The organism is Pseudomonas rhizoryzae, assembly GCF_005250615.1.
Classification (GTDB): Bacteria; Pseudomonadota; Gammaproteobacteria; order Pseudomonadales; family Pseudomonadaceae; genus Chryseomonas; species Chryseomonas rhizoryzae.
In genome coordinates, this window is the sequence record NZ_SULM01000006.1 from 236236 (window position 1) to 261158 (window position 24923).

Genomic DNA, 24923 nt, shown 5'->3' on the forward strand with positions numbered 1-24923 from the left:
AACCCAACCTACGATCTATCGCGGCCATGGCTGCGATAGATCCTACGCGAGACCCTCCACCCGCACCGGACCGCCCGCCCATCAAAACAGCCCCAGCTGCCGATCCAGCAGCCGCTCGAAGCGGTCGCCGACGAAGGGCAGGATGGCATCGGCCACCGGCGCCAGCTGGCGCTGCACATAGTGGTCGTAGTCCGGCGCTGCATGGGGCAGCTCGACCGGTTCGGGGCCGGCGGTGGTGATGAGGTAGCTGATCCAGCCGCCGCGGCGGAATTGGCTGCGCCGCCCGCGGCGGGCGTTTTCCGCCTCGACCAGCCGGGCGGCGCGCACCTGGGGCGGGACATTGCTCTGATACTCGTCCAGCGGCCGGCGCAGGCGCTTGCGATAGACCAGCAGGTCGTCGAATTCGCCGGCGCGGGTGCGGGCGACGAAGTCGCGCAGGTACTCCACATGGGGCTCGCCGGTGAAGATGCGCAGGTACAGCTCGCGCTGGAAGCGCTGGGCCAGCGGTGACCAGTCGCTACGTACCGTTTCCAGTCCCTTGAACACCAGTTCGGGCGCGCCGTCCACACCGGGCCTGAGCCCGGCGTATCTCTTCTTGCTGCCCTCCTCCGCGCCACGGATGGTGGGCATGAGAAAGCGGGCGAAGTGGGTTTCGTATTGCAGCTCCAGATGGCTTTCCAGCCCCAGCTCGGCCTGTAGCTGCTCGCGCCAGTGGGCATTGACCGCCGCCACCAGCTCGCGACCGATGCGCTCGGCGTCGACTTCTTCATGGGCGCGGCCCAGCCAGACGAAGGTGGAATCGGTGTCGCCATAGATCACCCGATGGCCGCGCGCCTCGATCAATTCGCGGGTCCGGTGCATCACCGCATGGCCGCGCAGGGTGATGGACGAGGCCAGCCGATGATCGAAGAAGCGGCAGTGCGGCGTGCCCAACACGCCATAGAAGCTGTTCATGATGATCTTCAGCGCCTGGGCCAGGGGTGCGTTGCCGGCACGCTTGGCCGAATCGCGCCCTTCCCAGACCCGCGCCACCATCGCCGGCAGGCAGTGCCGGGTGCGATGGAAGCGCGCGCCGCGAAAGCCCGGCACCGTCTCCTGCTCGGGCAGCGCCAGGCCCTCCACCAGCCCCACCGGGTCGATGAGAAAGGTACGGATCAGCGAGGGATAGAGGCTCTTGTAGTCCAGCACCAGCACCGAGTCGTAGAGCCCGGGCTGTGAATCCATGACGAAGCCGCCTGGGCTGGCCTCGGGCGGCTGAGCCCCCAGATTGGGCGCAACGAAACCCTGACGGTGCATCAACGGCAGATAGAGGTGGTAGAAGGCGGCGATGGAGGCGCCATGGCGCTCCAGCGGCAAGCCGGTGACGCTGGCCCGCTCCAGCAGGAAGCGCAGCAGCTCGGTCTTGTCGAAGATGCGGGTGACCAGCTCGCAGTCCACCAGGTTGTAGCGCGCCAGGGCGCTCTTCTCGCTGGCGAACATGCGATTGATGGAGGCCATGCGGTCGTGAGGATTGTCGATGGCCTTGCCTTCGCCCAGCAGGGTGCGCGAGACGTTCTCCAGGCTGTAGGAAGGGAACACCCAGGTGGCCGACTTGAGCGCTTCCACCCCATCGATGATCGGCCGCCCGGCCAACAGGGCGGAGAATGGGCGCCCCTGGCCGCCCGGTTCGTAGCGATCATCCTCGGGCGCCCCGCGCCCCAGGTGCAGGGGCACGCCCAGTTTGCGCGCGTGTTCGTGGAGCACGCGGATGTCGAACTGCAGTACGCTCCAGCCGATGATGACGTCGGGATCGTGGCGCGCCAGCCAAGCGTTGAGGCGTTCGAGCAGGGTGGCGCGATCGGCGACGTATTCCAGGTCGAAGTCCACCGCCCCCTCTTCACCGGTGGGCGGACCGAGCATGTACACCTGGCGCTGGCCGCAGCCGTGCAGGCCGATGCTGTAGAGCTCGCCACGCTCGCTGGTCTCGATGTCCAGCGACAGGGTGCGTAGATTCGGGCGGTAGTCGGGCGCGGGTCGCAACGGGGTCGCTGCGCTCGCTCCTGCCTGTGGCAGACACACCGGCGCGGTGATGAAGCGCTCCATGAGAAAGCGATCCGCCGGGGCGATATCCGCCTCGTAGACGTCGATACCGAGCGCGGTGAGGCGCTGCTCCAGGTCACGCAGGGTGCGATAGCGCGGCGCATAGAGCCCCAGGACGGGGCGCCGTTGGAAGTCCTGCAACGCCAGTTCGCGTAGCTCCACCTCTGGCGGCAACAGCCGTTCGATGTCCGCTCGTCGCTCGGCGAGCACGAAGGCTACCGCCTGTTGTGCCGCTATCCGCAGCTCTCGCGGACCGGCATCGGTGGCGAACCAGAACACCAGCTCCAGCCCGTCGGCCGTCTCGCGCCACCGGCGTGTCAGCAGAAAACCCTGGGCGGCAGCCACAGCCATCGCGCTCCTTTCATCACTCAGGGGGCCATTCTCGCAAGGCCGCTCGCCCGCGGCGACCCCAGGGCGCCCAATACCCCACTCGTCGGCCCGACCGAAAGGTCTGTGTCCTGTGGCGATGATCTTGCATCGAATGGCCACACCCGTCGTAGAGCCGACCCCTCGGCTACTGGGCGCCTCCTTGGTTACCGTTTCAGGCAGTGTCATGAATTCGTTGTCGTCGTCCTTCCCGCTCGCGGCCACCCCCCGCTACAACGCCCAGCAAGCCCTCGTGCGCGAGCAGGCCCGGCGCTGGGTGGAGCAGGATGTCCTGGTGCTCGATACCGAGGCCACCGGTCTTGGCGAAGATGCCCAACTGATCGAGGTGGCGGTGATGACCCTGGGCGGCCGGGTGCTGCTCGACACCCTGGTGCGACCCGCCATCGCCGTCCCACGCGAAGCCACCCTCATCCACGGCCTGACCGATGCCCACCTGGTCCAGGCGCCGACCTTCCCCGAGGTCTTCGCCCGGCTCTGGCCCTTGCTGCAAGGCCGTACCGTGCTGGCCTACGGCATGGCCTTCGACTACCGCCTGCTGGCGCACAACGCCCATCTGCACGGCCTGGCGCTGCCGCCGGAACTGGAACGGGAGACGCCACCGGTGCAACTGGTGGACGGCACCCGCCTGCACTGCCTGATGCAGCTCTATGCCCAGTTCTGGCAGGAACCGAGCCTGGACAGCCGCAGCCAGGACGGCTGGCGGCGCAAATCCCTGGCCATGGCCGCCCGCAACCAGGGCATCCCGGTGCAGGACACCCACCGCGCCCTGCCCGACTGCCGCCTCAAGGCTGCGCTGGTCCAGGCCGTGGCGGGCGAGGCGCCCGCCACCTGGAATGGGCTGCAGGCGCTGGCCGGCTAGTCCAACCGGTAGCCGCTTTCCAGCCCGCAGAACACTATTCAGGCAGCCTCGGGCAAGGCGCTTTGCCATACTGGCGGTAGTCACCCCTACCGAGGCCAGCCCATGAAAGCCGTCGTCTACGAAGCCTTTTCCGCACCGCCACGCCTGATCACGGTGCCGGACCCCACGCCCGTCGCCCATGGCGTGGTGCTCAAGGTCATGGCGACCGGCGTCTGCCGCAGCGACTGGCACGGCTGGGTCGGCCACGACCCCGACATCGAACTGCCCCACGTGCCCGGTCACGAACTGGCGGGGATCGTCGAGGCGGTGGGCAAGGACGTGACCCGCTGGCAGGTCGGCGACCGGGTGACGGTGCCCTTCGTCGGCGGTTGCGGCGCCTGCCCCCAGTGCCACGCCGGCCACCAGCAGGTCTGCGATCACCAGTTCCAGCCGGGCTTCACCCACTGGGGCTCCTTCGCCCAGTACGTCGGCATCCACCAGGCCGACCTCAACCTGGTCGCCCTGCCCGAGACGCTGGGCTTCGCCACCGCGGCGAGCCTGGGCTGTCGCTTCGTCACCTCCTTTCGCGCCGTGGTCGACCAGGGCAAGGTCAGCGCCGGCCAGTGGGTGGCGGTGCACGGCTGCGGCGGGGTTGGGCTGTCGGCCATCATGATCGCCAGTAGCCTGGGCGCCCAGGTAGTGGCCATCGACATCGCCGCGGACAAGCTGGAGCTGGCCCGCCGCCTCGGCGCCGTGGCGACGCTCGACGCCACCCAGGTGGCCAGCGTGCCCGAGGCGGTACGGGAGATCACCGGCGGCGGCGCCCATGTCTCCCTCGACGCCCTCGGCCATCCCACCACCTGCTTTAATTCCATCGCCAGCCTGCGCAAGCGCGGCAAGCACGTCCAGGTCGGCCTGTTGCTGGGCGACCAGGCGACACCGGCGCTGCCGATGGATCGGGTGATCGCCCACGAATTGGAGATCCTCGGCAGCCACGGCATGCAGGCCCATCGCTACGATGTCCTGATGGCCATGCTGCGCAACGGCACCCTGGCCCCGGAAAAACTGATCGGCCGGGAGATCAGCCTGGCCGAGTCCATCGCGGCGCTGATGCAGATGGATAGCTTCCAGGGGACCGGGGTGACCGTCATCACCCGCTTCGATTAGCGCGCTTCAATCGGGCTCCGCGGCCTGCAGCACCCAGCGCAGGCCCTGCAGGTCCTCGGCACTCAGGGACTCGCGCAGGCGGCAGAGGCGATAGGCGACCCGGGTGTTCATCGCCACCCATTCCAGGTCCTGGCGGGTGGGCTGGGCGACGAAGTACTCGCCGTAGCGCTCGTCCAGTCCGGCCATGCGGTATTGCCCCTTGAGCGGCAGATAGAGCTGACCGTTCATTTCCCAGCGACTGGCGCTGCAGCCATGGAAGCGCACCTTGTCGCCGAAGGTGGACAATTGGGTACGGAAATCGGTGGTGGCGTGGCCAGCGCTGGTCTTGAACTGGCTGGCGATCACGCTGAAGACGATGCCCTGGGGCGAGGGCGCGCCGCGCCACTCGATGACCCGGCGATTGAGCGCCGTATCGAAGGCATCGGTGAAGATTCCGGCGGCCTGCACCGGGAGCGTTGGCAGGGTGAGCGCACCCAGCAACGCCATCGTTGTTTTCAAAACGGGCTCCTGATGGCGACCCCATCTCCCCAGCCTGACGCAACGGCCAGAGGCGGCAAAGGGCCAGCGTCACGCTTTGGAGACCCGATTGGCTGAAAGGTGCCCCCGCCGGTCCGGATAAGCGGTATCTTTCACAGTCTGCGGACGAGTTCACCTTCGTCCACCCCTTGAACCGTCGCCGGCGAGGCGCACGGCCACTCCCCTGAAACGACCGGCCGAGGCGCCGGAGAGCACTGCGAGGATCTATGAGCGCTGCGGATATCGATTGGAAGACCCTCGGTTTCGACTACATCAAGACCGACTTCCGCTTCATCGCCACCTATCGCAACGGCAGCTGGCAACCCGGCGAGCTGACTCGCGACAACCAACTGCACATCAGCGAAGGCTCCACGGCCATCCACTACGGCCAGCAGTGCTTCGAAGGCCTCAAGGCCTACCGCTGCCAGGACGGCTCCATCAACCTGTTCCGCCCCGATCGCAACGCCGCGCGCATGCACAAGAGCTGCGCCCGCCTGCTGATGCCGCCGGTCCCCACCGAGCTGTTCATCGACGCCTGCCAGCAGGTGGTCAAGGCCAACGAAGCCTGGATTCCGCCCTATGGCACCGGCGGCGCCTTCTATCTGCGTCCCTTCGTCATCGGCGTGGGTGACAACATCGGCGTGCGCACCGCCCCCGAGTTCCACTTCGTGGTGTTCGGCATCCCGGTCGGCGCCTACTTCAAGGGCGGCATGACCCCGCACAACTTCGTCATCTCCAGCTACGACCGCGCCGCGCCCCAGGGCACCGGCGCCGCCAAGGTCGGCGGCAACTACGCCGCGAGCCTGATGCCCGGCGCCCAGGCCAAGGCCGAAGGCTTCGCCGACTGCATCTACCTGGACCCCCTGACCCATCGCAAGATCGAGGAAGTCGGCTCGGCCAACTTCTTCGCCATCACCGGCGACGGCAAATTCGTCACCCCACGCTCGGAATCGGTACTGCCGGGCGTGACCCGCATGTCGCTGATGGACCTGGCCCGTGAGCGGCTGAACCTGGAAGTGGTCGAGGGCGACGTCTTCATCGACCAGCTCGACCAATTCGTCGAAGCCGGCGCCTGCGGCACCGCGGCAGTGATCACCCCTATCGGCGGCATCCAGTACGGCGAGAAGCTGCACGTCTTCCACAGCCTGACCGAGGTCGGCCCGGTGACGCGCAAGCTGTACGAGGAATTGACCGGTATCCAGACCGGCGACAAGCCGGCTCCGGAAGGTTGGATCGTCAAGGTCTGAGTCGGGATTGGGTTTGATTTGGAGAAGGCGCCTTGGGGCGCCTTTTTCATTTGGCGGCAGGGTTGGTAGGTTGGGTTGAGCGCCAGCGAAGCCCAACATTGCGGATCTAGTGCCAGTGCCAGTGCCAGTGCCAGTGCCAGTGCCAGTGCTTGTTGGTGCCTTGGCTGTTTATCGAGTGCATTGATGGTTTTGGTTTCGCCCACCCGGGCGACTCACTTTTTTCAGTCGCGAAAAAAGTAAGCAAAAACGCTCGCCCCGACCATCCGGCCCTCCGCTGCGCTCCGGGTCCGCTCACGCCAGCGCCGTTCCGGGGTCGGCCTACACGGGCCGTCCATGGCCCGTTAGGCCTCTCGCCGCATCCATGCGGCTCGACCCACTCCACGACACTGGCGTTCGCCCTCCTGAACGGGGCGATTCACAAGCCTGAAAGTTTCGATTAAAGAGCCGAACGGCCCGTAGCGTGGACAACGGCGCAGCCTTGTCCACCGGGAATCGCGACACTCATCAATGGAAAACGCTGCGCGGTTTTCCATGCTACGAATCACTATGAATCTCTCATTTAGACAACCGAAGCATCAGGCTGGCGCCCCGCCCCCGTCAGTGAGGCCGAGTGCAGGTGTCGCGGAGGGGGATGCGAGGCAGGACGCCGAGCAAGGCGCGAGGGGCAGGAGGCCCCTTCGTGCCGTGCCCCCGAAGCGGCGCCGGAGCGAGGGGACCCGGAGCGCAGCGGAGGGCCGAAACGTGGGGTGTGCTTTCTTTTGCTTACTTTTCTTTGCACAAGCAAAGAAAAGTGAGTCGCCGGCCAGGCGAAATAAGGAGCATCAGCAGAGCGCGATAAACAGCTTGGGCAACAGTAAACCAAGGTATCTCGGCCAGCTTCTGAGTCGTTGGGCTTCGCTTGCGGTCAACCCAACCTACGCTACCACCCTCCCCCTACACCCCCTCCCGCCGCCGCAAAACGGCGCGAACCCCCACGAACAACACCACCACACAAATCGCCGCCGCAAAGAACCACCGCTTCGATACATGATGCTCGGCGAAGAAATCGCGCAGGATCTCGCCCACCAGGTAGCCGACGCCGGTCATGAGAAACCCCCAGAGCAGCGCCCCTATCACGTTGTAGAACAGAAAACGTCGTGGCCTCACCCCACTGGCGCCGATCAGCAGCGGGCCGATCAGGCGAAAGCCATAGGCGAAGCGGATGCCGATGATCCACAGTGCCTCGTGGCGATGGATGCGGCGGCGCAGCCAGTCGATGCGCTGCTGCTGATGCTTGAAGCGGCGCAGGATGCCATCGCCATAGCGGCGCCCCAGAAAGAACAGCGTCTGGTCACCGATGAAGCCGCCCAGGGCCACGCACAGCGCCGTGAGCGGAAACAGCAGATAGCCATGGCGCGCCGCGATACCGGCCAGGATGGCGACGCCGTCGCCTTCCACCAACGCACCGAGCACGGCGGCGCCATAGCCGTAATTGCTGATCATCTCGCTGTCGATCATGGAGCGTCCTAGAGGCCGAGAATGGTCAGCATGATGAAGGTACCGAACAGCACGAAGTGGGTCATGCCCTCGATGGCATTGGTCTCGCCGTCGTTGAGGTTGATGGCGGCGACGATCAGGGTCACGGCCATCATCACCGTCTGCACCGGGGTCATGGCCATCTGGATCTGTTGGCCGTTGTACAGGGCGATGGCCTCCACCACCGGCACGGTGAGGATCACGGTGGACAGGCTGGCGCCCAGGGCGATGTTGATCACCGACTGCATGCGATTGGCCATGGCCGCGCGCAGGGCGGTGAGGATCTCCGGGCTGGCGGAGATCACCGCCACCACCAGGGCCGGCACCAGGGCCGGCACGGCCAGGCCTTCCAGGCCGGTATCCAGGGACTTGGACATCACCTCGGCCAGGGCACCGGTGGCGACGATGCCGACGATCAACAGCCCGATGGACAGCGCCGCGCTGCTCTCGCCATGACCGTTCGCCTCGCCCTGCCCCTCGGCCGCCGGGCGCTTGCGCTTCTTCTCCGGGTAGTTGTAGCTGAAGAAGTAGCTGTGCGGACCGGTCTGCATGCGCAGGAACAGCGCATAGAGCAGCGCCATGGCGCCGATGGTGAAGAAGGAATAGACGTGCCACTGGGCCGAGGGAATGAACTCCGGCACCAGCATGGAGATGCTCACCGCGGTCATGATCATCACGCCGTAGCTGCGGCTGGAATCGTCGTTATAGGGCTGCTCGCCGTGCTTGATACCACCGAGCAAGGCGGCCAGGCCGATGATGCCGTTCATGTCCAGCATCACCGCGGCGTAGATGGTATCGCGGGCCAGGGTCGGCGAATGGTCGTGGCTCATCATGATCGCCAGGATGATCACCTCCACCAGCACGGCGGAGAGGGTCAGGATCATGGTGCCGTAGGGATCGCCGACCTTTTCCGCCAGCAATTCGGCGTGGTGGGCCACGCGCATGGCGGCGCAGATGATGGCGGCGATCAGGCCCCCGGCGGCGATCAGCGCCAGGGTCTGGCCACCGCCGAGCAGGGCGTGCTCGAACACATAGGCCAGCACCGTGGCACCAATGGCGACCAGCAGCAGGGTTTCGTCTTTGAGGGCGGCGAGCATGGAAAAAGCGTCCTTGAATGAGCAATGCCTTGTTACGACCGCCGACGATAGCAAAACGCTCGCAGCCCCAGGCCAGGCAGTCGTGATCGCTCACGCCGAGTTGATGTGTTCCTTGCAGTACAGCCGGCGGTAGGCGGCCGGGGTCATGCCGCGCTGGCGGCGGAACAGCCGGCGGAAATAGGCGCTGTCGCCAAAGCCGCAACGCTCGGCGATGCGCGCCAGCGGCAATTCGGCATTGAGCAGCAGGCGCTCGGCCGCGGTGATGCGCTGGCGATGAATGGCCTCGGTCAGGGTGATGCCGAAGGTCTGGCGGAACACCCGGCCGAGGTAGTCAGGATTGCAGCGCAGGGCGCTGGCCAAGGTCGCGGCGCCGAGGGCCTCGCCGAAACGGGTGCCGATCAATTGACGGGCACGATAGGCCAGGGCCACCCCGGCGCCCTGGGCGGCGCTGGCCAGGGGGCTACGCGCCAGGCGTTCCAGCAACGCCAGCAACAGCAGCTCCAGGGCCACCGCCGGGGCGCCGTCCTCCTGTTCGGCGAGAAACAGCCGCAGCAGGGCGACGAAACGCTCCGGCGCCTGCACCTGGGAACGCTGCGGCACCGCCAGGGGCTCTCCCGTAGTAGGCGCAGCGGCCAACTCGAAATGCAGCCAGTAGAAACTCAGCTCGGGATCGAAATCGCCCAGGCCCTCGTGCAAGTGTCCCGGCTGTAGCAGCAGCGCCTCGCCGGCGCCCAGGACGAATTCCGTGTCCTCCTCGCGCAAGCCGAGCATCCCCCGATCGACGTAGATCAGCTCGTAGGACTCGAGGATGCGCCGCGGATGGCGCCCGACCCCACGGGAGATGAAGTGGCCGCCGTTCTGCACCCGCAACGGACTGGTGAAATTCAATTGCAGCATGGTCGCGCCCCTCGGCATTCGTCGCTTCGCCTAGTCCAGCAGGATAAGTCGGAATCGTCCCGTTTTTATACGTCCCGGCTCCCTTGTCGGCCTTCGACCGGCGATGCCAACCTACTGTCCAGGCCAACCGCCCTCGCGGCGGCAGGAACCGGCCCTGACCGTCAGCCTCGACGGCCACCTCCAATAATGACAAGAAAGGGAGAAGCCACCATGACCACCTCGGTCCTCAGCCCCGCCCTGCTCGCGCCTGCCGCGTCGGCGGCGGAATTGTCTCGCGCGGAAAAGTTCGGCTATGGCCTCGGCGATGCCGGGGGCACCATCATCACCTGCCTCATCGCCAATTTCCTCACCTTCTTCTATACCGACATCTTCGGCCTCACCCCGGCCGTGGTCGGCACCCTGTTCCTGGTGCTGCGGGTGGTGGATGCCCTCGCCGATCCCCTGATGGGCACCCTCGCCGACCGCACCAATAGCCGCTTCGGGCGCTTCCGTCCCTGGCAGCTCTGGGCCGCCCTGCCCATCGGCCTGGCCGGTATCCTGACCTTCAGCACCCCGGACCTGGGCCCGGACGCCAAGCTGGTCTACGCCTTTCTCACCTACCTGGCGCTATCGCTGAGCTACAGCGCCATCAACGTGCCCTACTGCGCGCTGATCAACGCCATGACCACCCGCCAGCAGGAAGTGGTGTCCTGCCAGACCTGGCGCTTCATGCTCTGCGGCCTCGCCGGGCTGCTGGTGTCGGTGGGCCTGCCCTGGATGGTCGCCGTGTTCGGCCATGGCGACCAGGCACAGGGCTATCGCTGGGGCGTCACCCTGCTCTGCGGGGTGGCGGTGGCCATGTTCCTCTGGTGCTTCTTCAGCGTGCGCGAGCGAGTGCCGTTGGCCACCCTGGGTCACTTCGGGCTGCGCCAGCACCTGGCGGCGATGAAACGCAACGACCAGTTGCTGCTGATGCTGGCGCTGTCCTTCCTGCTGATCAACGTGTTCAACGTACGCGGCGGCGGCTACCTCTACTTCATCACCTACGTGCTGCACGGCGACACGGCCTATACCTCGCTGTTCTTCGCCATGGTGGCCCTGGCCACCACAGGCGGCGCCCTGCTGGTACCGCCACTGTCGCGCCGCATCGATCCGCTCCGGCTGTACCTGGGCGTCAACCTGCTGCTGGCAGTCTGGAGCCTGGGGCTGTACCTGGTGCCCACCGGCGCCGAACACGCCCGGCTCTGGCTCGGCCTGATCTTCGCCACCTGCCTGGTCCAGGGCATGACGCTGCCGCTGCACTTCTCCTTCATGGCCTTCGCCGACGACTACGGCCGCTGGAAGACCGGGGTGCGCTCCTCGGGACTGAACTTCGCCGCCAACCTGTTCTGCATCAAGCTGGCCTGGGCTTCCAGCGCCCTGATCATCAGCGTCCTCTTCACCCTGGTGGCCTACCATCCCGGTCAGGCCGCCCAGACCTCGGCCTCGCTGTCCGCCATCACCCTGCTGCAGACCCTGATCCCCGCCCTGCTGCACCTGGCGCTGGCCGGCGTCCTGATGTTCTGCAAGCTGAATCGACCCTTCATGCAACGCCTGGCCGACGACCTGCAGGCCGCCTGACTTCCCTCTGGAGGATTCCATGTCAACGCCCCCTCTCGAAACGCCCCGCGTCCGGCTCGACGACCCCTTCTGGAACGCCTATCGGCAACTGGTCCGTGAGGTGGTCATCCCCTACCAATGGGAGGCGCTCAACGACCGCGTCGACGCCGCCGAGCCCAGCCATGCCCTCGACAACTTCCGCATCGCCGCCGGCCAGCGTCAGGGCGAGCATCACGGCATGGTGTTCCAGGACAGCGACGTGACCAAATGGCTGGAGGCAGTGGCCTACCAACTCGCCCAGGCACCCGACCCGGCCCTGGAGGCCACCGCCGACGAGGTGATCGCCCTCATCGGCGCCGCCCAGCAGCCGGACGGCTACCTCAACACCTACTTCACCGTGAAGGCCCCCGCGGCCCGCTGGACCAACCTCGCCGAGTGCCACGAGCTGTACTGCGCCGGCCACCTGATCGAAGCCGCCGTGGCCTACTACCAGGCCACCGGCAAGACCGCGCTGCTGAACATCGCGCGACGCCTGACCGACCACATCGACCAGGTGTTCGGTCCGCGCCCCGGGCAGTTGCCCGGCTATCCGGGCCACCCGGAGATCGAACTGGCGCTGATGCGTCTCTATGAGGTCACCGACGAGCCGCGCTACCTGGCCCTGGGGCGCTACTTCGTCGAGCAGCGCGGCCAGCAGCCGCACTACTACGACGCCGAGTACGAGCGCCGCGGCCGCACCTTCCACTGGCCCAGCCACGGTCCGGCCTGGATGATCAAGGACAAGGCCTACAGCCAGGCCCACGCCCCCATCCTCCAGCAGGACAAGGCGGTCGGCCATGCGGTGCGCCTGCTCTATCTCTACACCGGGGTCGCCCACCTCGCCCGGCTCACCGGTGACGCCGAGCAGGCCGCCGCCTGCCGGCGCATCTGGGACAACCTGACCCAGCGCCAGCTCTATGTCACCGGCGGGGTGGGTGCCCAGAGCCATGGCGAATCCTTGACCTGCGACTTCGACCTGCCCAGCGACACCGCCTACGCCGAGACCTGCGCCTCGGTGGCCCTGGTGATGTTCGCCCGGCGCCTGCTCGAACTCAGCCCGGAAGGCCGCTACGCCGACGTCCTGGAGCGGGCGCTGTACAACACCGTGCTGGCCGGCATGGCGCTGGATGGCCGGCACTTCTTCTACGTCAATCCGCTGGAGGTGCATCCCGCGACCCTGGCCGGCAGCCACCGCTACGACCACGTCCATGCCGTGCGCCAGCGCTGGTTCGGCTGCGCCTGCTGTCCGCCGAACATCGCCCGCCTGCTGGGCTCGCTGGAGGACTATGTCTATCTGCAGCGCGAGGACAGCCTCTATGTGCACCTCTACGTGGGCAGCGATCTCGACTTCCGCCTCGCCGGCCAGCACTGGCAACTGCGCCAGCGCAGCGACTATCCCTGGCAGGGCCGCATCGGCTTCGAGCTGGCCGGGGCGGCCCAGGGCGGCACCTTCACCCTGGCCCTGCGCCTGCCCGACTGGTGCCCGGCGCCGGCGCTACGGATCAACGACGAGCCGGTCGACCTGGCGCCCCTGACCCGCGACGGCTATTGCCACCTGCGCCGCGAGTGGCGGACCGGCGACCGGGTGGAGCTGGACCTGCCCATGCCGCCGCAACGCCTGCGCGCCCATCCCCAGGTCCGCCAACTGGCCGGCAAGGTGGCGCTGCAGCGCGGGCCGCTGGTCTATTGCCTGGAACAGGCGGACAACGGCGCCGACCTGCACAACCTGTCGCTGCCGCCAACGGCGGAGTTCCATGAGATCCACGGCCGTGCGCCGTTGCAGCAGGTCGTGCAGCTGGACGCCGAGGGACTGCGCTGGAATGCGGCGGCCAGCGCCGCCCAGCCGCTCTATCGCCAGGCGTCGGCGCCGCCCCAGGCCCGTCCGCAGCGACTCACCTTCATCCCCTACTACGCCTGGGCCAATCGCGGCGAAGGCGAGATGCGGGTCTGGGTCGACGAGCGCTGACCGCGCCTCAGTTCGTCTCTGACCCACGCGGCACCAGGCGGCTCCACACCGCCCTGGTGCCCAGGGCGCAGGCCTGGCGATAGCCCAGCGCATGGCGTTCCACCAGGTACCAGGACACCACCGCCAGCGGCAGGGTGATGCCGATGGAGAGGATCACCATGGTCCAGGCCTCGATGCCGGGGATCACCGCGGCCAGGGTCTGCTGCACCGGGAAGGAATAGATGTAGAGTCCGTAGGAATAGTCGCCCACCTCGTTGAAGGCACGGATGCGCCCGGCCGGGATGAAGGCGAGGTAGAGCAGCACGTAGCCCAGGACGAGGTTGTACACCAGGAAGAAGCTATCGCGGTCGGGCATGGCCACCGCCAGCAAGGCCACGGCGGCGACAAAGGCGGCGCGTGACAGCGGGATGTAGGCGCGCAACACATAGAAGGCGCCCCCCAGGAAGAACATCTGGAACAGCCGCAGCAGGTGCGATTCGCTGGCGAAGAAGTAGTGGGCGAACAGCTTGAACAGCGCGGCGCCCGCGGCGAACAGCAGGATGGCGCGCTGAAAGTGACGGCTGTCCAGGCGCAGCCAGAGTACCGCCAGCCACAGCAGCGCCAGGGCGCCGTACATGCCCACCTCGAAGGGCAGCGTCCACAAGGAGCCATTGACGACGGCCTGCAACGGATTGCCCTCGAACAGCCCGGGCAGGTCGAATTCGGCGCCGGCGATCAGGCCGGTGTTCTTCAGCAGGTAGACCCAGGTCTGGCCGTCGCTCAGGTAGTCCTGCAGCGGCGCCCGGGTCAGCCAGGCGCCCAGGCCGAGCACCGTCAGCATGAGCATCACCAAGAGGCCCGGCACCACTCGCAGGGCGCGGCCCCAGACGAAATCGATGATGTCGGCGCGACTCAGCAGGCTCTTGGTGACCAGGAAACCGCTGGTGATGAAGAAGATGTCGACCGCGATGTCGCCCAGCGTCATGCCCAGGCTCTCGCGTCCCGGTTCCGCCGTGGCGGTGCCGCTGGAGATGGCGAAGCTGTGGCTGAAGACCACGGCGAGGGCCGCGATCATACGAATCAGATTGAGATTGTTGTTCTTGCCGCCAACATGATCCTGAACGGTCTGCACGGATACCTCACGCCTGGTGTTTGGAGCCATGCGTCCCGATTGTAGTCAGATCCAGACCCATTGCAGGGGTTGTGGCCATTTGCTGGCCCAAAGCGTGGAATGCTGGGAAATTCTGACGCTCAGGGCCACCGTACATCGGTCAACGGGAACCCGCAGACCTGCAGGTGACCGGGCAAAGCGTGCGACAATCCTTAACTGATTCAGCTTGACGACGAATAGGACACCTCCATGTACGACTGGCTCAATGCCCTACCCAAGGCCGAACTCCACCTGCACCTGGAAGGCACCCTGGAGCCCGAGCTGCTGTTCACGCTGGCCGAGCGTCATGGCGTCGCCCTGCCCTGGCCGGATGTGGAGGCCCTGCGCGCCGCCTACAACTTCGGCAACCTGCAGGAATTCCTCGATCTCTACTATGCCGGCGCCGACGTCCTGCGCACCGAGCAGGACTTCTACGACCTGACCTGGGCCTACCTGCAGAAGTGCAAGGCGCAGAACGTCATCCACACCGAGCCCTTCTTCGATCCCCAGACCCACACCGACCGTGGCATTCCCTTCGAGGTGGTGGTGCGCGGCATCACCCAGGCGCTGGCCGACGGGGAAAAACAGCTGGGCGTGACCAGCGGGCTGATCTTGAGCTTCCTGCGCCATCTCTCCGAAGACGCCGCCCAGGCCACCCTGGATCAGGCCCTGCCATTCCGTGACCACTTCATCGCCGTCGGCCTGGACAGCTCCGAGCAGGGCCATCCGCCGAGCAAGTTCAAGCGCGTCTTCGCCCGCGCTCGCGCCGAAGGCTTTCCGGCCGTGGCCCACGCCGGCGAGGAAGGTCCGCCGGAGTACATCTGGGAAGCCCTCGATCAACTCGGCGTGGTGCGCATCGACCACGGCGTGCGCGCCTTCGAGGACGAGCGCCTGATGGCCCGGCTGATCGACCAGCAAATCCCATTGACCGTCTGCCCGCTGTCCAACACCAAGCTCTGCGTGTTCGACGACATGAGCCAGCACACCATCCTCAAGATGCTCGACCGGGGCCTCAAGGTCACGGTCAATTCCGACGATCCGGCCTATTTCGGCGGCTACGTCACCGAGAACTTCATGGCCCTGTACGAAGGCCTGAACATGACCCGCGACCAGGCCCAGCGCCTGGCGCAGAACAGCCTAGACGCCCGCCTGGTAAAATAAGCATGAGCCTGACCGCTGCCGAAATCTCCTACTACGAACGCTTCGCCGAACGCCTGACCGATGCCGCCGCCGTGGCCATCCAGCCCTACTTCCGAGCCCAGCTGGCGGTAGACGACAAAGGCGACGCGGCCAGCGCCGGGCGGCGCTACGACCCGGTGACCATCGCCGACAAGGCCGCCGAACGGGCCATGCGCGAACTCATCCAGGCCGAACACCCGGACCATGGCATCCTCGGCGAGGAAGAGGAAAACGTCGCCGGTGAAAGCCCCCTGACCTGGGTGCTGGACCCCATCGACGGCACCCGCGCCTTCATCACCGGCCTGCCGCTGTGGGGCACCCTGGTGGCCCTCAACGACGGCACCCGCCCGGTGGTGGGGGTGATGAACCAGCCCTTCACCGGCGAACGCTACCTGGGCACCCCGGCCGGCGCCTGGCGCAACGGCGTGCCGCTGCACACCCGCCCCTGCGCCAGCCTGGCCCAGGCGCGGCTGATGTGCACCAGTCGCGACATCTTCGATACCCCCGAGCGCCTGGCGGCCTTCGACGCCGTGGCGGCCGAGGTGCAACTGGCCCGCTTCGGCGGTGACTGCTACGCCTACTGCATGCTGGCCTCGGGCTTCGTCGACGTCATCATCGAAGCCAGCCTGCAGCCCTACGACGTCCAGGCGTTGATCCCCATCATCGAAGGCGCCGGTGGCCGCATGACCGCCTGGGACGGCAGTGACGCCCAGCAGGGTGGGGCCATCCTCGCCTGTGGGGATCCGGCGCTACACGCGCAGTTGGTGGAGCGGTTGAAGCATCTGGCGTAAGGATGGCTGCTTTCGTAGGTTGGGTTGAGCGGAGCGAAGCCCAACACTACTCCGGCTCAAACCAGGCACGTTGGGCTTCAACGACGTAGCCGTCTCGATCCAAGCTAGGCGATTGCAACGTCTTAGGTTGGGCTAAGCACAGCGTCAGGTCTGGCTTATCGATGTTCTGGCTGCCTATCGAGTGCGTTGATGGTTTTTGTTTCGCCCACCCGGGCGAGTCACTTTTGCCAGTCGCGGCTACGCGCCCCGGACAAAAGTAACCAAAAACGCTTGCCCCACCATCCGGCCTTCCGCTTCGCTCCAGGTGACTCGCATTGCTCGCCCTTCGGGCCAGCCTGCGGCTGTTACTTCGCTTCGCTACGTTTCGCTCACGCCAGCGCCGTTCCGGGGTCGGTCCAGATGGGCCGTCCATGGCCCACTGGACCTCTCGCCGCATCCCTGCGGCTCGACCCACTCCACGACACTGGCGTGCGCCCTCCTGAACGGGGCAATTCGCCAGATTGAAAGTTTTGGTTGAAGAACCGTAAGCGGTCGTAGCGTGGACAACGGCGCAGCCTTGTCCACTGATGGCTTAGGTGCCCAACAGTGGAAAACGCTGCGCGGTTTTCCACGCTACGCACTCCACTGAACACCGAATTCCCAGGCTGGCGCCCCGTCCCCGTCAGTGAGGCCGAGTGCAGGTGTTGCGTAGGGGGATGCGAGGCAGGACGCCGAGCAAGGCGCGAGGGGCAGGAGGCCCCTTCGTGCCGTGCCCCGGAGCAGCACCGGAGCGAGGGGACCCGGAGCGTAGCGGAGGGCCGAAACGTGGGGACAAGCGTTTTTGGTTACTTTTTTGGCGACTGCAAAAAGTAACTCGCCCGGGTGGGCGAAACAGGAACCCCCAACAGACCTCGATAAGCAGCCAAGGCACCAATAGCCAAACCAAAGGCCAAACCCTCAGCAATCGCGGCCATGGGCCGCTCCTACAAGCCCAATCCAACCTCCGTAGGAGCGGCCGGGCCACGACCGGCCCTGCCCCCTGCCAGTCATCACCCAGTAACATCTTAAGCCCCCTCTAAGCCAACTCCCGTATACCGGCAGGATTCCGCCACGAGTCGCTGCCTTGTCCACCTCCTCCTCCCCTGCCTCGCCAGGCACTGTACGCCTGGAGCGAGGGCTATTGCTCTGCTGCCTGGCCGCCTACCTGCTCGCCGGGCTGTTCGGCCGTGGGCTGTGGAAGGCCGATGAGCCCTACTCCTTCGGCATGGTGTGGAATTTCCTCACCACCCCGGACTGGCTGATCCCCCGGGTGGGCGATGCGCCCTTCATGGAAAAGCCGCCGCTGATGTACTGGAGCGCTGCCCTCACCGCCTGGCTGTTCTCGCCCTGGCTCAGCGCACCGGACGGTGCGCGGCTGGCGGTGCTGGGCTGGATGCTGGTGACCCTCGCCGCCCTGGCCTGGCTCACCCAACTGCTGCTGCCCGGTCGAGCGCGGCTGGCGTTGCTCGCCCTGCTGGGCATGCTCGGCGTAGTGCAGCACAGCCACCTGCTGATCGCCGACGTGCCGCAACTCGCCGGCGCCACCCTGGGCCTGACGGGGCTCGCCGCCTATCTGCACGATGGCGAACAATCCTGGCAGCGCGGGCTGCTGTTCGGTAGCGGCCTGGGCATCGCCTTCATGAGCAAGGGTCTGCTGGTGCCGGGGGTGCTGGGGCTCTGCGGGGGGCTCTGCGCCGTCTGCTGGCCACAGCGCCTGGCCGAGCCGGCCACGCGTCGCTGGCTGCTCGCCGCCCTCACCGCCGCCCTGCCCTGGCTGGTGGTCTGGCCGACGCTGCTCTGGCACCAGGCGCCCGAGCTCTTCCATACCTGGCTGTGGACCAACAACATCGGCCGCTTCTTCGGCCTGGAAGCACGCAACAGCGATACCGATGGCCTGGTCTCCAGCTTGGAAGACCTGCTGGCGCTGTCCTTTCCCACCGGGCTGATCCTGCTCGGCGCCACGCTCTGGCAGCTGTATCGCCGCGGCGGCAGCCCGCTGAAGCGGCTGGGTCGGCATCCGGGGCTGGCCACGGTGGTGCTTTACGCCCTCGTCTGCCTGGGGGTGCTGCTCAAGTCGGCGGTCTTCCGCAGCCTCTATCTGCTGCCGCTGTTTCCCGCCCTGGCGCTGCTGGCGGCGCGGTTGGAGCCACCGCCGGCCATCGCCCGCCTCGGCCGCGATGCCAGCCTGGCGCTCTGGACACCGGTCATCGCCCTGCTGGCTCTGGGCGGTATCGGCCTGGCCATGGGCTGGCCGCTGCCCTGGCCGCGCCTCGTCACCGACCACCTGCCGATCACGGAACGCCTGCCACTGAGCCCCCTCGCCTGGGCGGTCGCCCTGCTGGCCTTGCTCGGCTGGGGCGTAGCGCTTGGGCTGCGCGCACAGTTGGGCGCCGCCAGCACCTGGTTCGTCGGCCTGACCGTCAGTTGGACCCTGGCCAATACCCTGTGGCTCCCCTGGGTCGACCTCGGCAACAGCTACGCGCGGCCTTTCACCGAACTGCAGCGGGTACTCCCGGCGGCGGATTGCCTGGCCAGCTACGGCCTGGGCGAATCGGAGCGCTCCATGCTGCACGTCTACAGCGGTTATCCACCGCAGGAACAGGCCAGCCTGCGGCAGGTGCCCTGCCAACTGCTGGTGGTGCAGGACGAATGGCACGAACCGGTGGCGGTGCCTGCGACCTGGCATGAAATCTGGCGAGGCGCACGCCCCGGAAACCTCAAGGAGCGCTTCCGTGCCTTCAGCTTCATGCAACCGGGACCTTGAGGCGTTGGGCTTCGCTACGCTCAACCCAACCTACCGGAGCCCGCGTCGCCTGGTTGAGACAGCTCCACCGTCGAGACCCAACAGGCCCAGGCTAAGGCAGCTCGTGATAGGCGCGGCTGAAATACAGTAGCCCTCCGCGACCGCCCGGCTCGGCCACACCCAGCACCTCGCACAGCAGCAGATCGTGGCTGCCTACCGACTTCACCTCGGCGATGTGGCAATCACAGGCCACCAGGGCACCATCCAGCACCGGTGCGCCACTGGCCAGCCGCGTCCAGCTCGCCGCGGCGAAGCGCTCGGCCATGGCGGTCTTGCCGCCGAACAGATTCGCCAGCGCCTGCTGGCCGGCGGCCAGGACGTTGACGCAGAGCACCCCATTGGCGCTGAACGCCGGATGCACCGAGGCACCGCGATTGAGGCAGACCAGCAGGGTCGGTGGGGTATCGCTGACGCTGCACACGGCGGTGGCGGTGAAGCCGGCTGGCCCGGCCGGGCCGTCGGTGGTGACGATGTTGACCGCGGCCCCCAGGCGCGCCATGGCACCGCGGAAGAGGTCGCGCTCGACCGGGACGGCGGGCGTCGCGGTGGGCAGCGGCAAGGCATGGGCAACGGACATGGGCTACTCCTCGGAAGCTTGGCAGAGATAGTCGAGGACCACCCGGTCGAAGGTGGCAGGATCGGTGACGCTGGAGGCATGGCCGCCCCACTCCAGTAAGTGAAAGGTGGCCTGGGGCAGGCCCGCGGCCAGGCGCTGGGAAGAGGTCCAGGGCACCAGGACATCGTCACGATTGGCCAGCACCAGGGTCGGCACCTGGATCCGCGCCAGCTCGGCGTCCACGTCGAAGGCCAGCAGGGCGCCGATGCGCCGCAGGACATTAGCCTCACCGGGGAAGTGCGCCAGGGCATGGGCTTCGTCGGCGGCCAGGCGTTCGCTGTGTTCGGCGATCCAGGTGGCCGGATAGAGAAAGATCGCCTGGGCCTGGACATAGGCCGCGGCGCCGCTGTCGCGCAGCAAGCGCTGACGCAGGGCGAAGCAGCGCCCGGTGTGGGGATTGGGTCGGCTCCAGGCGTTGACCAGCACCTGGCGGCGGATCAGGCCTGGGCGCAACAGATTGGCCTGCAGCCCCACCAGGCCACCGAGAGCATGGCCCATGAACAGGCTGTCGCGCAGTTCCAGGCGGTCGGCCAGGGCCAGCAGATCCTCGGCCATATGCTGGATGCGATAGTCCGCCGGCAACTCGGCCGGGCTCTTGCCGGTACCACTCTGGTCGTAGACCACCACCCGGAAGCGTTCGCCCAGGGCTGCCAACTGCGGCGTCCAGAAGGCGCCGGCGCCACCCAGGCCGGAGCTGAGCAACAGGGTCGCGGCCGCCGGGTCCTGGCGGCCATGGAGTTCGAAGTGCATGGGCGGTCCTCGGTGGGTTGGTGGTTGGGGCGGCCCTCACCCCAGCCCTCTCCCAAGGGGAGAGGGGGCAAGACGGAGTAGCCCTAGCCGATATGGGCGATGCTGGCGATCTCGATCAGGGCGTCGGGTTTCACCAGGCCGCACTGGATGCAGTAGCGCGCCGGCTTCTCGCCGGGAAAGAACTCGGCGTACACCGCATTGATGGCGGCGTAGTTCGCCCAGTCGGTGAGCATGATCATGTTGAAGGTGACGTCGGCCATGCTGCCGCCCGCCGCCTCCACCACGCCCTGGATGGTGGTGAGCACGTGGCGCGCCTGGGCGGCGGCGTCGCCGACGTGGACCACGTTGTTCTGCGCATCGAACGGCAGGGTGCCGGAGACGTAGAGCACCCCGTCGGCCAGGCTGCCGGGCACGAAGGGGGCGATGGGGGTACCGGTACCGGCGGGAATCACGGCTTGCTTGGGCATGGCTACTAGTCCTTAGCGAAGGTAGTGTGGAAATCGGCGCAGCTGGCGACCCAGCCGAAGAAGGTCTCGATGTTGAACAGCGCGGCGTCGTGGGCCGAACGGGGCCCGGCCTGATGACAGGCGTCGTGCAGGCAGACGCCGAAGTATTCGAGGAAGAAGCCATCCCTCAGGGTCGACTCCACGCAGACGTTGGTGGCCACGCCGACGAACACCAGGTTGCGGATGCCACGGGCGCGCAACAGGCTGTCCAGGTTGGTGTTGTAGAAGCCGCTGTAGCGGGTCTTGGGCACCACCAGGTCTGCCGCCGCCGGTTGCAACTGGTCCACCAGGGCGTAGTCCCAGCCGCCCTTGGCCAGCAGTTGGCCCTGCAGCTCGGGTCGCTTGCGCATGGTCTTGAGCGCGTTGGACTTGTGCCAGTTGGGCGAACCGGGGCCGCCGGCCTCGCGGTATTCCTGGTCCCAGCCGTTCTGGAACCAGACCACCTGCATACCCGCGCCTCGGGCGGTCTCCACCACCCCGGCGATGTTCTCGATCACCGGTCCGGTGGCCGAGACGTCGAAGCCGGCCAGGTCCAGGTAGCCGCCCGGACTGGCATAGGCGTTCTGCATGTCCACCACGATCAGCGCCGTTTCGCTGGCCTTGAGCCGCAGCGGTTCGGGTCGTGCCGGCAGGGTCAGGGCCTCGGCGTCGCTCGCGGGCAGGGCATAGCCCGCCAAGGTTTCCACAGCGTTCATCAGGCACTCTCCTTGAACAGGTCGACATGGCGGCGGCTGTGCATCAGCGGCTGGATGCGCTCGCCGAAATCGGTGACGCCCTGGACGAAGTCGTCGAAGGTCAGCAGCACCCCACTGGTACCGGGCACCTCGGCAATCTCGTCGAGCAGCCGCGCCACGGTGGCGAAGGAACCCACCAGGGTGCCCATGTTGATGTTCACCGCCGAGGTCGGATCGGCCATCTGGCGCACGTTGGTATCGCTGCCGGACTTGGTATCGGCGGCGGCCTGGGCGCCCAGCCAGGCGATGGCCTCCTCGTCGGCGCCGGCCTTGTAGTGTTCCCACTTGGCACGGGCCGCCTCGTCGGACTCGGCGGCGATGATCATGAACAGGGCGATGGAGCTGACGTCACGACCGGTCTTGGCGGTGGCCGCCTGCAGCCGCTCCACCGCCGGGGCGAAGGCCTTGGGCGTGTTCACCCCCTTGCCGAAGACGAAGCTGTAGTCGGCGTGCTCGGCGGCGAAGGCCAGGCCGGCGTCGCTGGAACCAGCGCAGACGATTTCCATGGGCGCCTGGGGCTGGGGGCTCACCCGGCAGTCCTCCATGCGGAAATGCGCGCCCTGGAAATTCGAATGGCCGGTGCCCCAGAGATCGCGCAGCACCTGGGCATATTCGCCGAGATATTGGTAACGGTTGGCGAAGAATTCATCGCCCGGCCAGAGGCCCATCTGGCTGTACTCGGGCTTTTGCCAGCCGGTGACCAGGTTGACGCCGAAGCGCCCCCCGGAGATGGAGTCGATGGTCGAGGCCATGCGCGCGACGATGGCCGGCGGCAAGGTCAGGGTCGCGGCGGTGGCGAACAGCTTGATGCGCGAGGTCACTGCCGCGAGGCCCGCCATGAGGGTGAAGGATTCCAGGTTGTGGTCCCAGAACTCGGTTTTCCCGCCGAAGCCGCGCAGCTTGATCATCGACAGGGCGAAGTCGAAACCGTAGTGCTCGGCGCGCTGCACGATCTCGCGATTCAGCTCGAAGGTGGGATGGTACTGGGGCGCGTTTTCCGAGAGCAGCCAGCCGTTGTTGCCGATGGGAATGAAGACACCGATGTTCATCGTTCAAGCTCTCCCGCAGTCAAGAATCGGAACGCACCCTGAGGCGCTGTTACTGCAGGATCGGAGCAGAAAGCTTGCCAAGTCTTGAAAGTTAAGCCCAATCAATCACTTGGGCTTAGTCATGAAGATAAAATGGACCACTTGGTCTGAATTAGAGCACCTAGCTTGTGCAAGCCGCCCGAATCTGGGGCATGGACAGCCCCTGTGACATGCTAAAGTTCGATAACTGACGGTGCCTTCGGGCCCGCCAATGGTTCGTCGCCAGGATGGTGCGAATCCGCACGGCCGTGCCTGAACCCGCGCACCAGCGGTCAGCACGAGTCAGACGTTGATAAGGCCCAAGGAGCAATTCGTGAGTCAGGCCAGTGACCCTTCCGCGCCACGCAAACCCCGTACGCCCAGCCCCGCCGCCCAGCAGCGGCGGCTACGCCAGATCGAAGCCAAGCGGGCACAGATCCTCGGTGCAGCGCTCGACATCTTTTCCCGCCTCGGTTTGCACGGCGCCAGCCTGGATCAGGTCGCCGTGCAGGCGGACGTGTCCAAGACCAACCTGCTCTACTACTTCAGCAACAAGGAAGAGTTGTACCTGGCCGTCTTGCGCCAGTTGCTCGCCACCTGGCTGAGTCCCTTGCGCACCTTCAGCGAAGACCAGGAACCGCTCGACGCCCTGCGTGGCTACCTGCGCCAGAAGCTGGAGATGTCTCGCGATCGCCCGGCCGAGTCGCGGCTGTTCTGCCTGGAGATGATCCAGGGCGCACCGCTGTTGCTGCCGGAGTTGCAGGGCACCCTGCACGAGCTGATGGACGAGAAGACCCGGGTGATCCGCGCCTGGATCGCCGCCGGCAAGCTGGCACCGGTAGATCCGCACCACCTGATCTTCAGCATCTGGGCCACTACCCAGCATTACGCCGACTTCCGGGTACAGGTGCAGGCCCTCTGCGGGCGCAACCTGACCGATCCGGACTTCTTCGACGAGGTGTTGCAAGGCCTCGAGACCCTGCTCATCGAAGGCCTGAGACCGCGTCCTGGCGTCTGAGACGTCAATCAGGGGAAAAGGAAGAAGTCGGCGAACAACTCACTCAGGTGCGGCCACAGCGGCGCCGGCAGGTCGTGCGCCATCTCGGGGATGAGTTCGAAGCGCGCCCCGGGAATAGCGCGCGCCACGGCGCGACCGCAGGCCGGCTTGAGCAGCGGATCGCAGGCCCCGTGCACCACCAGGGTCGGCGCCTGGATGCGACGGGCGAAGGGGCGCAGGTCGCCACTGCCGAGCAGGGCGAACAGTTGGCGCTGCACCCCCTCCACATCCACACCCCGCGCCAGGATGCGCTGCACCAGGCGTTCGAGATCGGCCTCGCTCTGCCGGTAGCGGGGGCTCTCGATGCCACGCAACAGTGCCTTTTGCCGAGCGATGGCGGCGTCCAGCGGTAGATCGGCCGGCGGACGTAACAGCAGGCTGCCGAGCAACTTGAGCGAAGGCGGTGGCAACAGCGGCTGATTGGTGGACGAGAACAGGATACCGAGCCGCTTGACTCGCTGCGGCCAGTCGGCGGCGAGGATCTGGGCGATCATGCCGCCCATGGAGCCACCCAGGACGAAGGCACGTTCGAGGCCCAGGTGGTCGAGCAGGCCCACGGCATCCGCGGCCATGGCGTCCAGGCGATAGGGCACCGCGCTGGTCTTGCCCAGTTGCGCTCGCCCCAGTACCGGCCATAGCGCCGGCGATCGTCCACCCGGCCAACTCAGCCGGGAAGACTGGCCGATATCGCGGTTGTCGAAGCGGATCACCCGCAGCCCCCGGCTTACCAGGGCTTCGCAGAATCCCTCCGGCCATAGCAGCAACTGGGCACCGAAGCCCATGATGAGTAGCAGCGGCGGATGGGCGGGATCGCCCCAGTCCTCGTAGGCCAGCTCCAGCGCGCCGACCCGGGCACGACCTTCACGTCTATCCATGCGTCACCACGACCGGGCAAAAGCTCATGCTACTCCAAGCACGCGTCGGTGAAAGAAGCAGAACCCGGCGGT

The 24923-nt window shown here is 66.7% G+C and carries 22 protein-coding genes; 9 read left to right on the plus strand and 13 right to left on the minus strand.

The genetic code is table 11. The annotated features are described in order from the left end of the window. Positions 1–81: 81 nt before the first annotated feature. Positions 82–2430: a DNA polymerase II gene (locus FAZ11_RS11690; protein ID WP_240043551.1), complete on the minus strand. Its 2349-nt coding sequence runs from the start codon at positions 2428–2430 to the stop codon at positions 82–84. 202 nt (positions 2431–2632) lie between these two features. Between FAZ11_RS11690 and FAZ11_RS11695 the strand changes: the two genes are divergently transcribed. Beyond that, the gene (locus tag FAZ11_RS11695; protein WP_237141944.1) at positions 2633–3325 is read left to right on the plus strand and encodes a 3'-5' exonuclease; all 693 of its coding nucleotides are present in this window, start codon (positions 2633–2635) and stop codon (positions 3323–3325) included. Between the two features lie 102 nt (positions 3326–3427). Next, the gene (locus FAZ11_RS11700; RefSeq protein ID WP_137279105.1) at positions 3428–4471 is read left to right on the plus strand and encodes a zinc-dependent alcohol dehydrogenase family protein; all 1044 of its coding nucleotides are present in this window, start codon (positions 3428–3430) and stop codon (positions 4469–4471) included. 6 nt (positions 4472–4477) lie between these two features. Here the strand turns inward: FAZ11_RS11700 and FAZ11_RS11705 are convergent, their stop codons facing one another. Further along, entirely contained in the window at positions 4478–4969 is a 492-nt protein-coding gene (locus FAZ11_RS11705; RefSeq protein ID WP_193557132.1) for a hypothetical protein, read from the minus strand. 245 nt (positions 4970–5214) lie between these two features. On the opposite strand from FAZ11_RS11705, the gene FAZ11_RS11710 reads away from it, so the two are divergent. Beyond that, positions 5215–6234: a branched-chain amino acid aminotransferase gene (locus FAZ11_RS11710; protein ID WP_058760711.1), complete on the plus strand. Its 1020-nt coding sequence runs from the start codon at positions 5215–5217 to the stop codon at positions 6232–6234. Between the two features lie 933 nt (positions 6235–7167). On the opposite strand, the gene FAZ11_RS11715 is transcribed toward FAZ11_RS11710, so the two are convergent. The 3 genes from FAZ11_RS11715 to FAZ11_RS25180 all read right to left on the minus strand — a co-directional run bounded on the left by FAZ11_RS11715 (position 7168) and on the right by FAZ11_RS25180 (position 9743). Continuing rightward, the gene (locus FAZ11_RS11715; RefSeq protein ID WP_137279106.1) at positions 7168–7731 is read right to left on the minus strand and encodes a DedA family protein; all 564 of its coding nucleotides are present in this window, start codon (positions 7729–7731) and stop codon (positions 7168–7170) included. An 8-nt stretch (positions 7732–7739) separates the two neighbouring features. Continuing rightward, positions 7740–8846: a calcium:cation antiporter gene (locus tag FAZ11_RS11720; protein WP_058783267.1), complete on the minus strand. Its 1107-nt coding sequence runs from the start codon at positions 8844–8846 to the stop codon at positions 7740–7742. A 90-nt stretch (positions 8847–8936) separates the two neighbouring features. Beyond that, positions 8937–9743 carry a helix-turn-helix transcriptional regulator gene (locus FAZ11_RS25180; protein ID WP_058783266.1) on the minus strand — a complete coding sequence of 269 codons (807 nt, stop codon included), beginning with the start codon at positions 9741–9743 and terminating at the stop codon, positions 8937–8939. 210 nt (positions 9744–9953) lie between these two features. Here FAZ11_RS25180 and FAZ11_RS11730 point away from each other — a divergent pair, with 210 nt between their 5' ends. Further along, positions 9954–11342: an MFS transporter gene (locus FAZ11_RS11730; RefSeq protein ID WP_058768990.1), complete on the plus strand. Its 1389-nt coding sequence runs from the start codon at positions 9954–9956 to the stop codon at positions 11340–11342. Positions 11343–11361: 19 nt separating this feature from the next. After that, positions 11362–13326: a glycoside hydrolase family 127 protein gene (locus FAZ11_RS11735; protein WP_058773370.1), complete on the plus strand. Its 1965-nt coding sequence runs from the start codon at positions 11362–11364 to the stop codon at positions 13324–13326. A gap of 7 nt (positions 13327–13333) precedes the next feature. On the opposite strand, the gene FAZ11_RS11740 is transcribed toward FAZ11_RS11735, so the two are convergent. Next, complete coding sequence (locus tag FAZ11_RS11740; protein ID WP_237141945.1) at positions 13334–14437, minus strand: acyltransferase family protein; 1104 nt, start codon at positions 14435–14437, stop codon at positions 13334–13336. 228 nt (positions 14438–14665) lie between these two features. On the opposite strand from FAZ11_RS11740, the gene FAZ11_RS11745 reads away from it, so the two are divergent. Both FAZ11_RS11745 and hisN read left to right on the plus strand, forming a co-directional pair. Then, on the plus strand, positions 14666–15616 hold the full coding sequence (locus FAZ11_RS11745) for an adenosine deaminase (protein WP_058760696.1): 951 nt from the start codon (positions 14666–14668) through the stop codon (positions 15614–15616). 2 nt (positions 15617–15618) lie between these two features. After that, positions 15619–16425, plus strand: a complete 807-nt coding sequence (hisN, locus tag FAZ11_RS11750) for a histidinol-phosphatase (protein WP_137279107.1) — start codon at positions 15619–15621, stop codon at positions 16423–16425. Positions 16426–17249: 824 nt separating this feature from the next. On the opposite strand, the gene FAZ11_RS25185 is transcribed toward hisN, so the two are convergent. Continuing rightward, positions 17250–17378, minus strand: a complete 129-nt coding sequence (locus FAZ11_RS25185) for a hypothetical protein (protein WP_275044760.1) — start codon at positions 17376–17378, stop codon at positions 17250–17252. A gap of 149 nt (positions 17379–17527) precedes the next feature. Here FAZ11_RS25185 and FAZ11_RS11755 point away from each other — a divergent pair, with 149 nt between their 5' ends. Further along, positions 17528–19207: an ArnT family glycosyltransferase gene (locus FAZ11_RS11755; RefSeq protein ID WP_193557133.1), complete on the plus strand. Its 1680-nt coding sequence runs from the start codon at positions 17528–17530 to the stop codon at positions 19205–19207. A gap of 91 nt (positions 19208–19298) precedes the next feature. Here the strand turns inward: FAZ11_RS11755 and FAZ11_RS11760 are convergent, their stop codons facing one another. The 5 genes from FAZ11_RS11760 to rutA all read right to left on the minus strand — a co-directional run bounded on the left by FAZ11_RS11760 (position 19299) and on the right by rutA (position 22901). Continuing rightward, positions 19299–19823, minus strand: a complete 525-nt coding sequence (locus FAZ11_RS11760) for a flavin reductase (RefSeq protein WP_137279108.1) — start codon at positions 19821–19823, stop codon at positions 19299–19301. 3 nt (positions 19824–19826) lie between these two features. Continuing rightward, positions 19827–20612 (minus strand): pyrimidine utilization protein D, encoded by a 786-nt coding sequence (rutD, locus tag FAZ11_RS11765; RefSeq protein ID WP_058783263.1) that lies wholly within the window; start codon positions 20610–20612, stop codon positions 19827–19829. Between the two features lie 83 nt (positions 20613–20695). After that, on the minus strand, positions 20696–21079 hold the full coding sequence (gene rutC, locus FAZ11_RS11770) for a pyrimidine utilization protein C (RefSeq protein WP_058768984.1): 384 nt from the start codon (positions 21077–21079) through the stop codon (positions 20696–20698). 5 nt (positions 21080–21084) lie between these two features. Beyond that, positions 21085–21813 carry a pyrimidine utilization protein B gene (gene rutB / locus FAZ11_RS11775; RefSeq protein ID WP_058768983.1) on the minus strand — a complete coding sequence of 243 codons (729 nt, stop codon included), beginning with the start codon at positions 21811–21813 and terminating at the stop codon, positions 21085–21087. Next, the gene (gene rutA, locus FAZ11_RS11780) at positions 21813–22901 is read right to left on the minus strand and encodes a pyrimidine utilization protein A (protein ID WP_058768982.1); all 1089 of its coding nucleotides are present in this window, start codon (positions 22899–22901) and stop codon (positions 21813–21815) included. Before rutA ends, rutB begins: the two co-directional genes overlap by 1 nt. A 352-nt stretch (positions 22902–23253) precedes the next feature. Here rutA and rutR point away from each other — a divergent pair, with 352 nt between their 5' ends. Then, entirely contained in the window at positions 23254–23937 is a 684-nt protein-coding gene (rutR, locus tag FAZ11_RS11785; RefSeq protein ID WP_058768981.1) for an HTH-type transcriptional regulator RutR, read from the plus strand. A gap of 8 nt (positions 23938–23945) precedes the next feature. On the opposite strand, the gene FAZ11_RS11790 is transcribed toward rutR, so the two are convergent. Then, positions 23946–24851 carry an alpha/beta fold hydrolase gene (locus tag FAZ11_RS11790; protein WP_137279109.1) on the minus strand — a complete coding sequence of 302 codons (906 nt, stop codon included), beginning with the start codon at positions 24849–24851 and terminating at the stop codon, positions 23946–23948. Between the last annotated feature and the right edge of the window lie 72 nt (positions 24852–24923).

Bases quoted from the DNA above. Each gene is read 5' to 3' on its own strand.
- FAZ11_RS11690 (WP_240043551.1), bottom strand. From the start codon at position 2,430: ATGGCTGTGGCTGCCGCCCAGGGTTTTCTGCTGACACGCCGGTGGCGC.
- FAZ11_RS11695 (WP_237141944.1), top strand. From the start codon at position 2,633: ATGAATTCGTTGTCGTCGTCCTTCCCGCTCGCGGCCACCCCCCGCTAC.
- FAZ11_RS11700 (WP_137279105.1), top strand. From the start codon at position 3,428: ATGAAAGCCGTCGTCTACGAAGCCTTTTCCGCACCGCCACGCCTGATC.
- FAZ11_RS11710 (WP_058760711.1), top strand. From the start codon at position 5,215: ATGAGCGCTGCGGATATCGATTGGAAGACCCTCGGTTTCGACTACATC.
- FAZ11_RS11715 (WP_137279106.1), bottom strand. From the start codon at position 7,731: ATGATCGACAGCGAGATGATCAGCAATTACGGCTATGGCGCCGCCGTG.
- FAZ11_RS11720 (WP_058783267.1), bottom strand. From the start codon at position 8,846: ATGCTCGCCGCCCTCAAAGACGAAACCCTGCTGCTGGTCGCCATTGGT.
- FAZ11_RS25180 (WP_058783266.1), bottom strand. From the start codon at position 9,743: ATGCTGCAATTGAATTTCACCAGTCCGTTGCGGGTGCAGAACGGCGGC.
- FAZ11_RS11730 (WP_058768990.1), top strand. From the start codon at position 9,954: ATGACCACCTCGGTCCTCAGCCCCGCCCTGCTCGCGCCTGCCGCGTCG.
- FAZ11_RS11735 (WP_058773370.1), top strand. From the start codon at position 11,362: ATGTCAACGCCCCCTCTCGAAACGCCCCGCGTCCGGCTCGACGACCCC.
- FAZ11_RS11745 (WP_058760696.1), top strand. From the start codon at position 14,666: ATGTACGACTGGCTCAATGCCCTACCCAAGGCCGAACTCCACCTGCAC.
- hisN (WP_137279107.1), top strand. From the start codon at position 15,619: ATGAGCCTGACCGCTGCCGAAATCTCCTACTACGAACGCTTCGCCGAA.
- FAZ11_RS25185 (WP_275044760.1), bottom strand. From the start codon at position 17,378: ATGGCCGCGATTGCTGAGGGTTTGGCCTTTGGTTTGGCTATTGGTGCC.
- FAZ11_RS11760 (WP_137279108.1), bottom strand. From the start codon at position 19,823: ATGTCCGTTGCCCATGCCTTGCCGCTGCCCACCGCGACGCCCGCCGTC.
- rutD (WP_058783263.1), bottom strand. From the start codon at position 20,612: ATGCACTTCGAACTCCATGGCCGCCAGGACCCGGCGGCCGCGACCCTG.
- rutC (WP_058768984.1), bottom strand. From the start codon at position 21,079: ATGCCCAAGCAAGCCGTGATTCCCGCCGGTACCGGTACCCCCATCGCC.
- rutB (WP_058768983.1), bottom strand. From the start codon at position 21,813: ATGAACGCTGTGGAAACCTTGGCGGGCTATGCCCTGCCCGCGAGCGAC.
- rutA (WP_058768982.1), bottom strand. From the start codon at position 22,901: ATGAACATCGGTGTCTTCATTCCCATCGGCAACAACGGCTGGCTGCTC.
- FAZ11_RS11790 (WP_137279109.1), bottom strand. From the start codon at position 24,851: ATGGATAGACGTGAAGGTCGTGCCCGGGTCGGCGCGCTGGAGCTGGCC.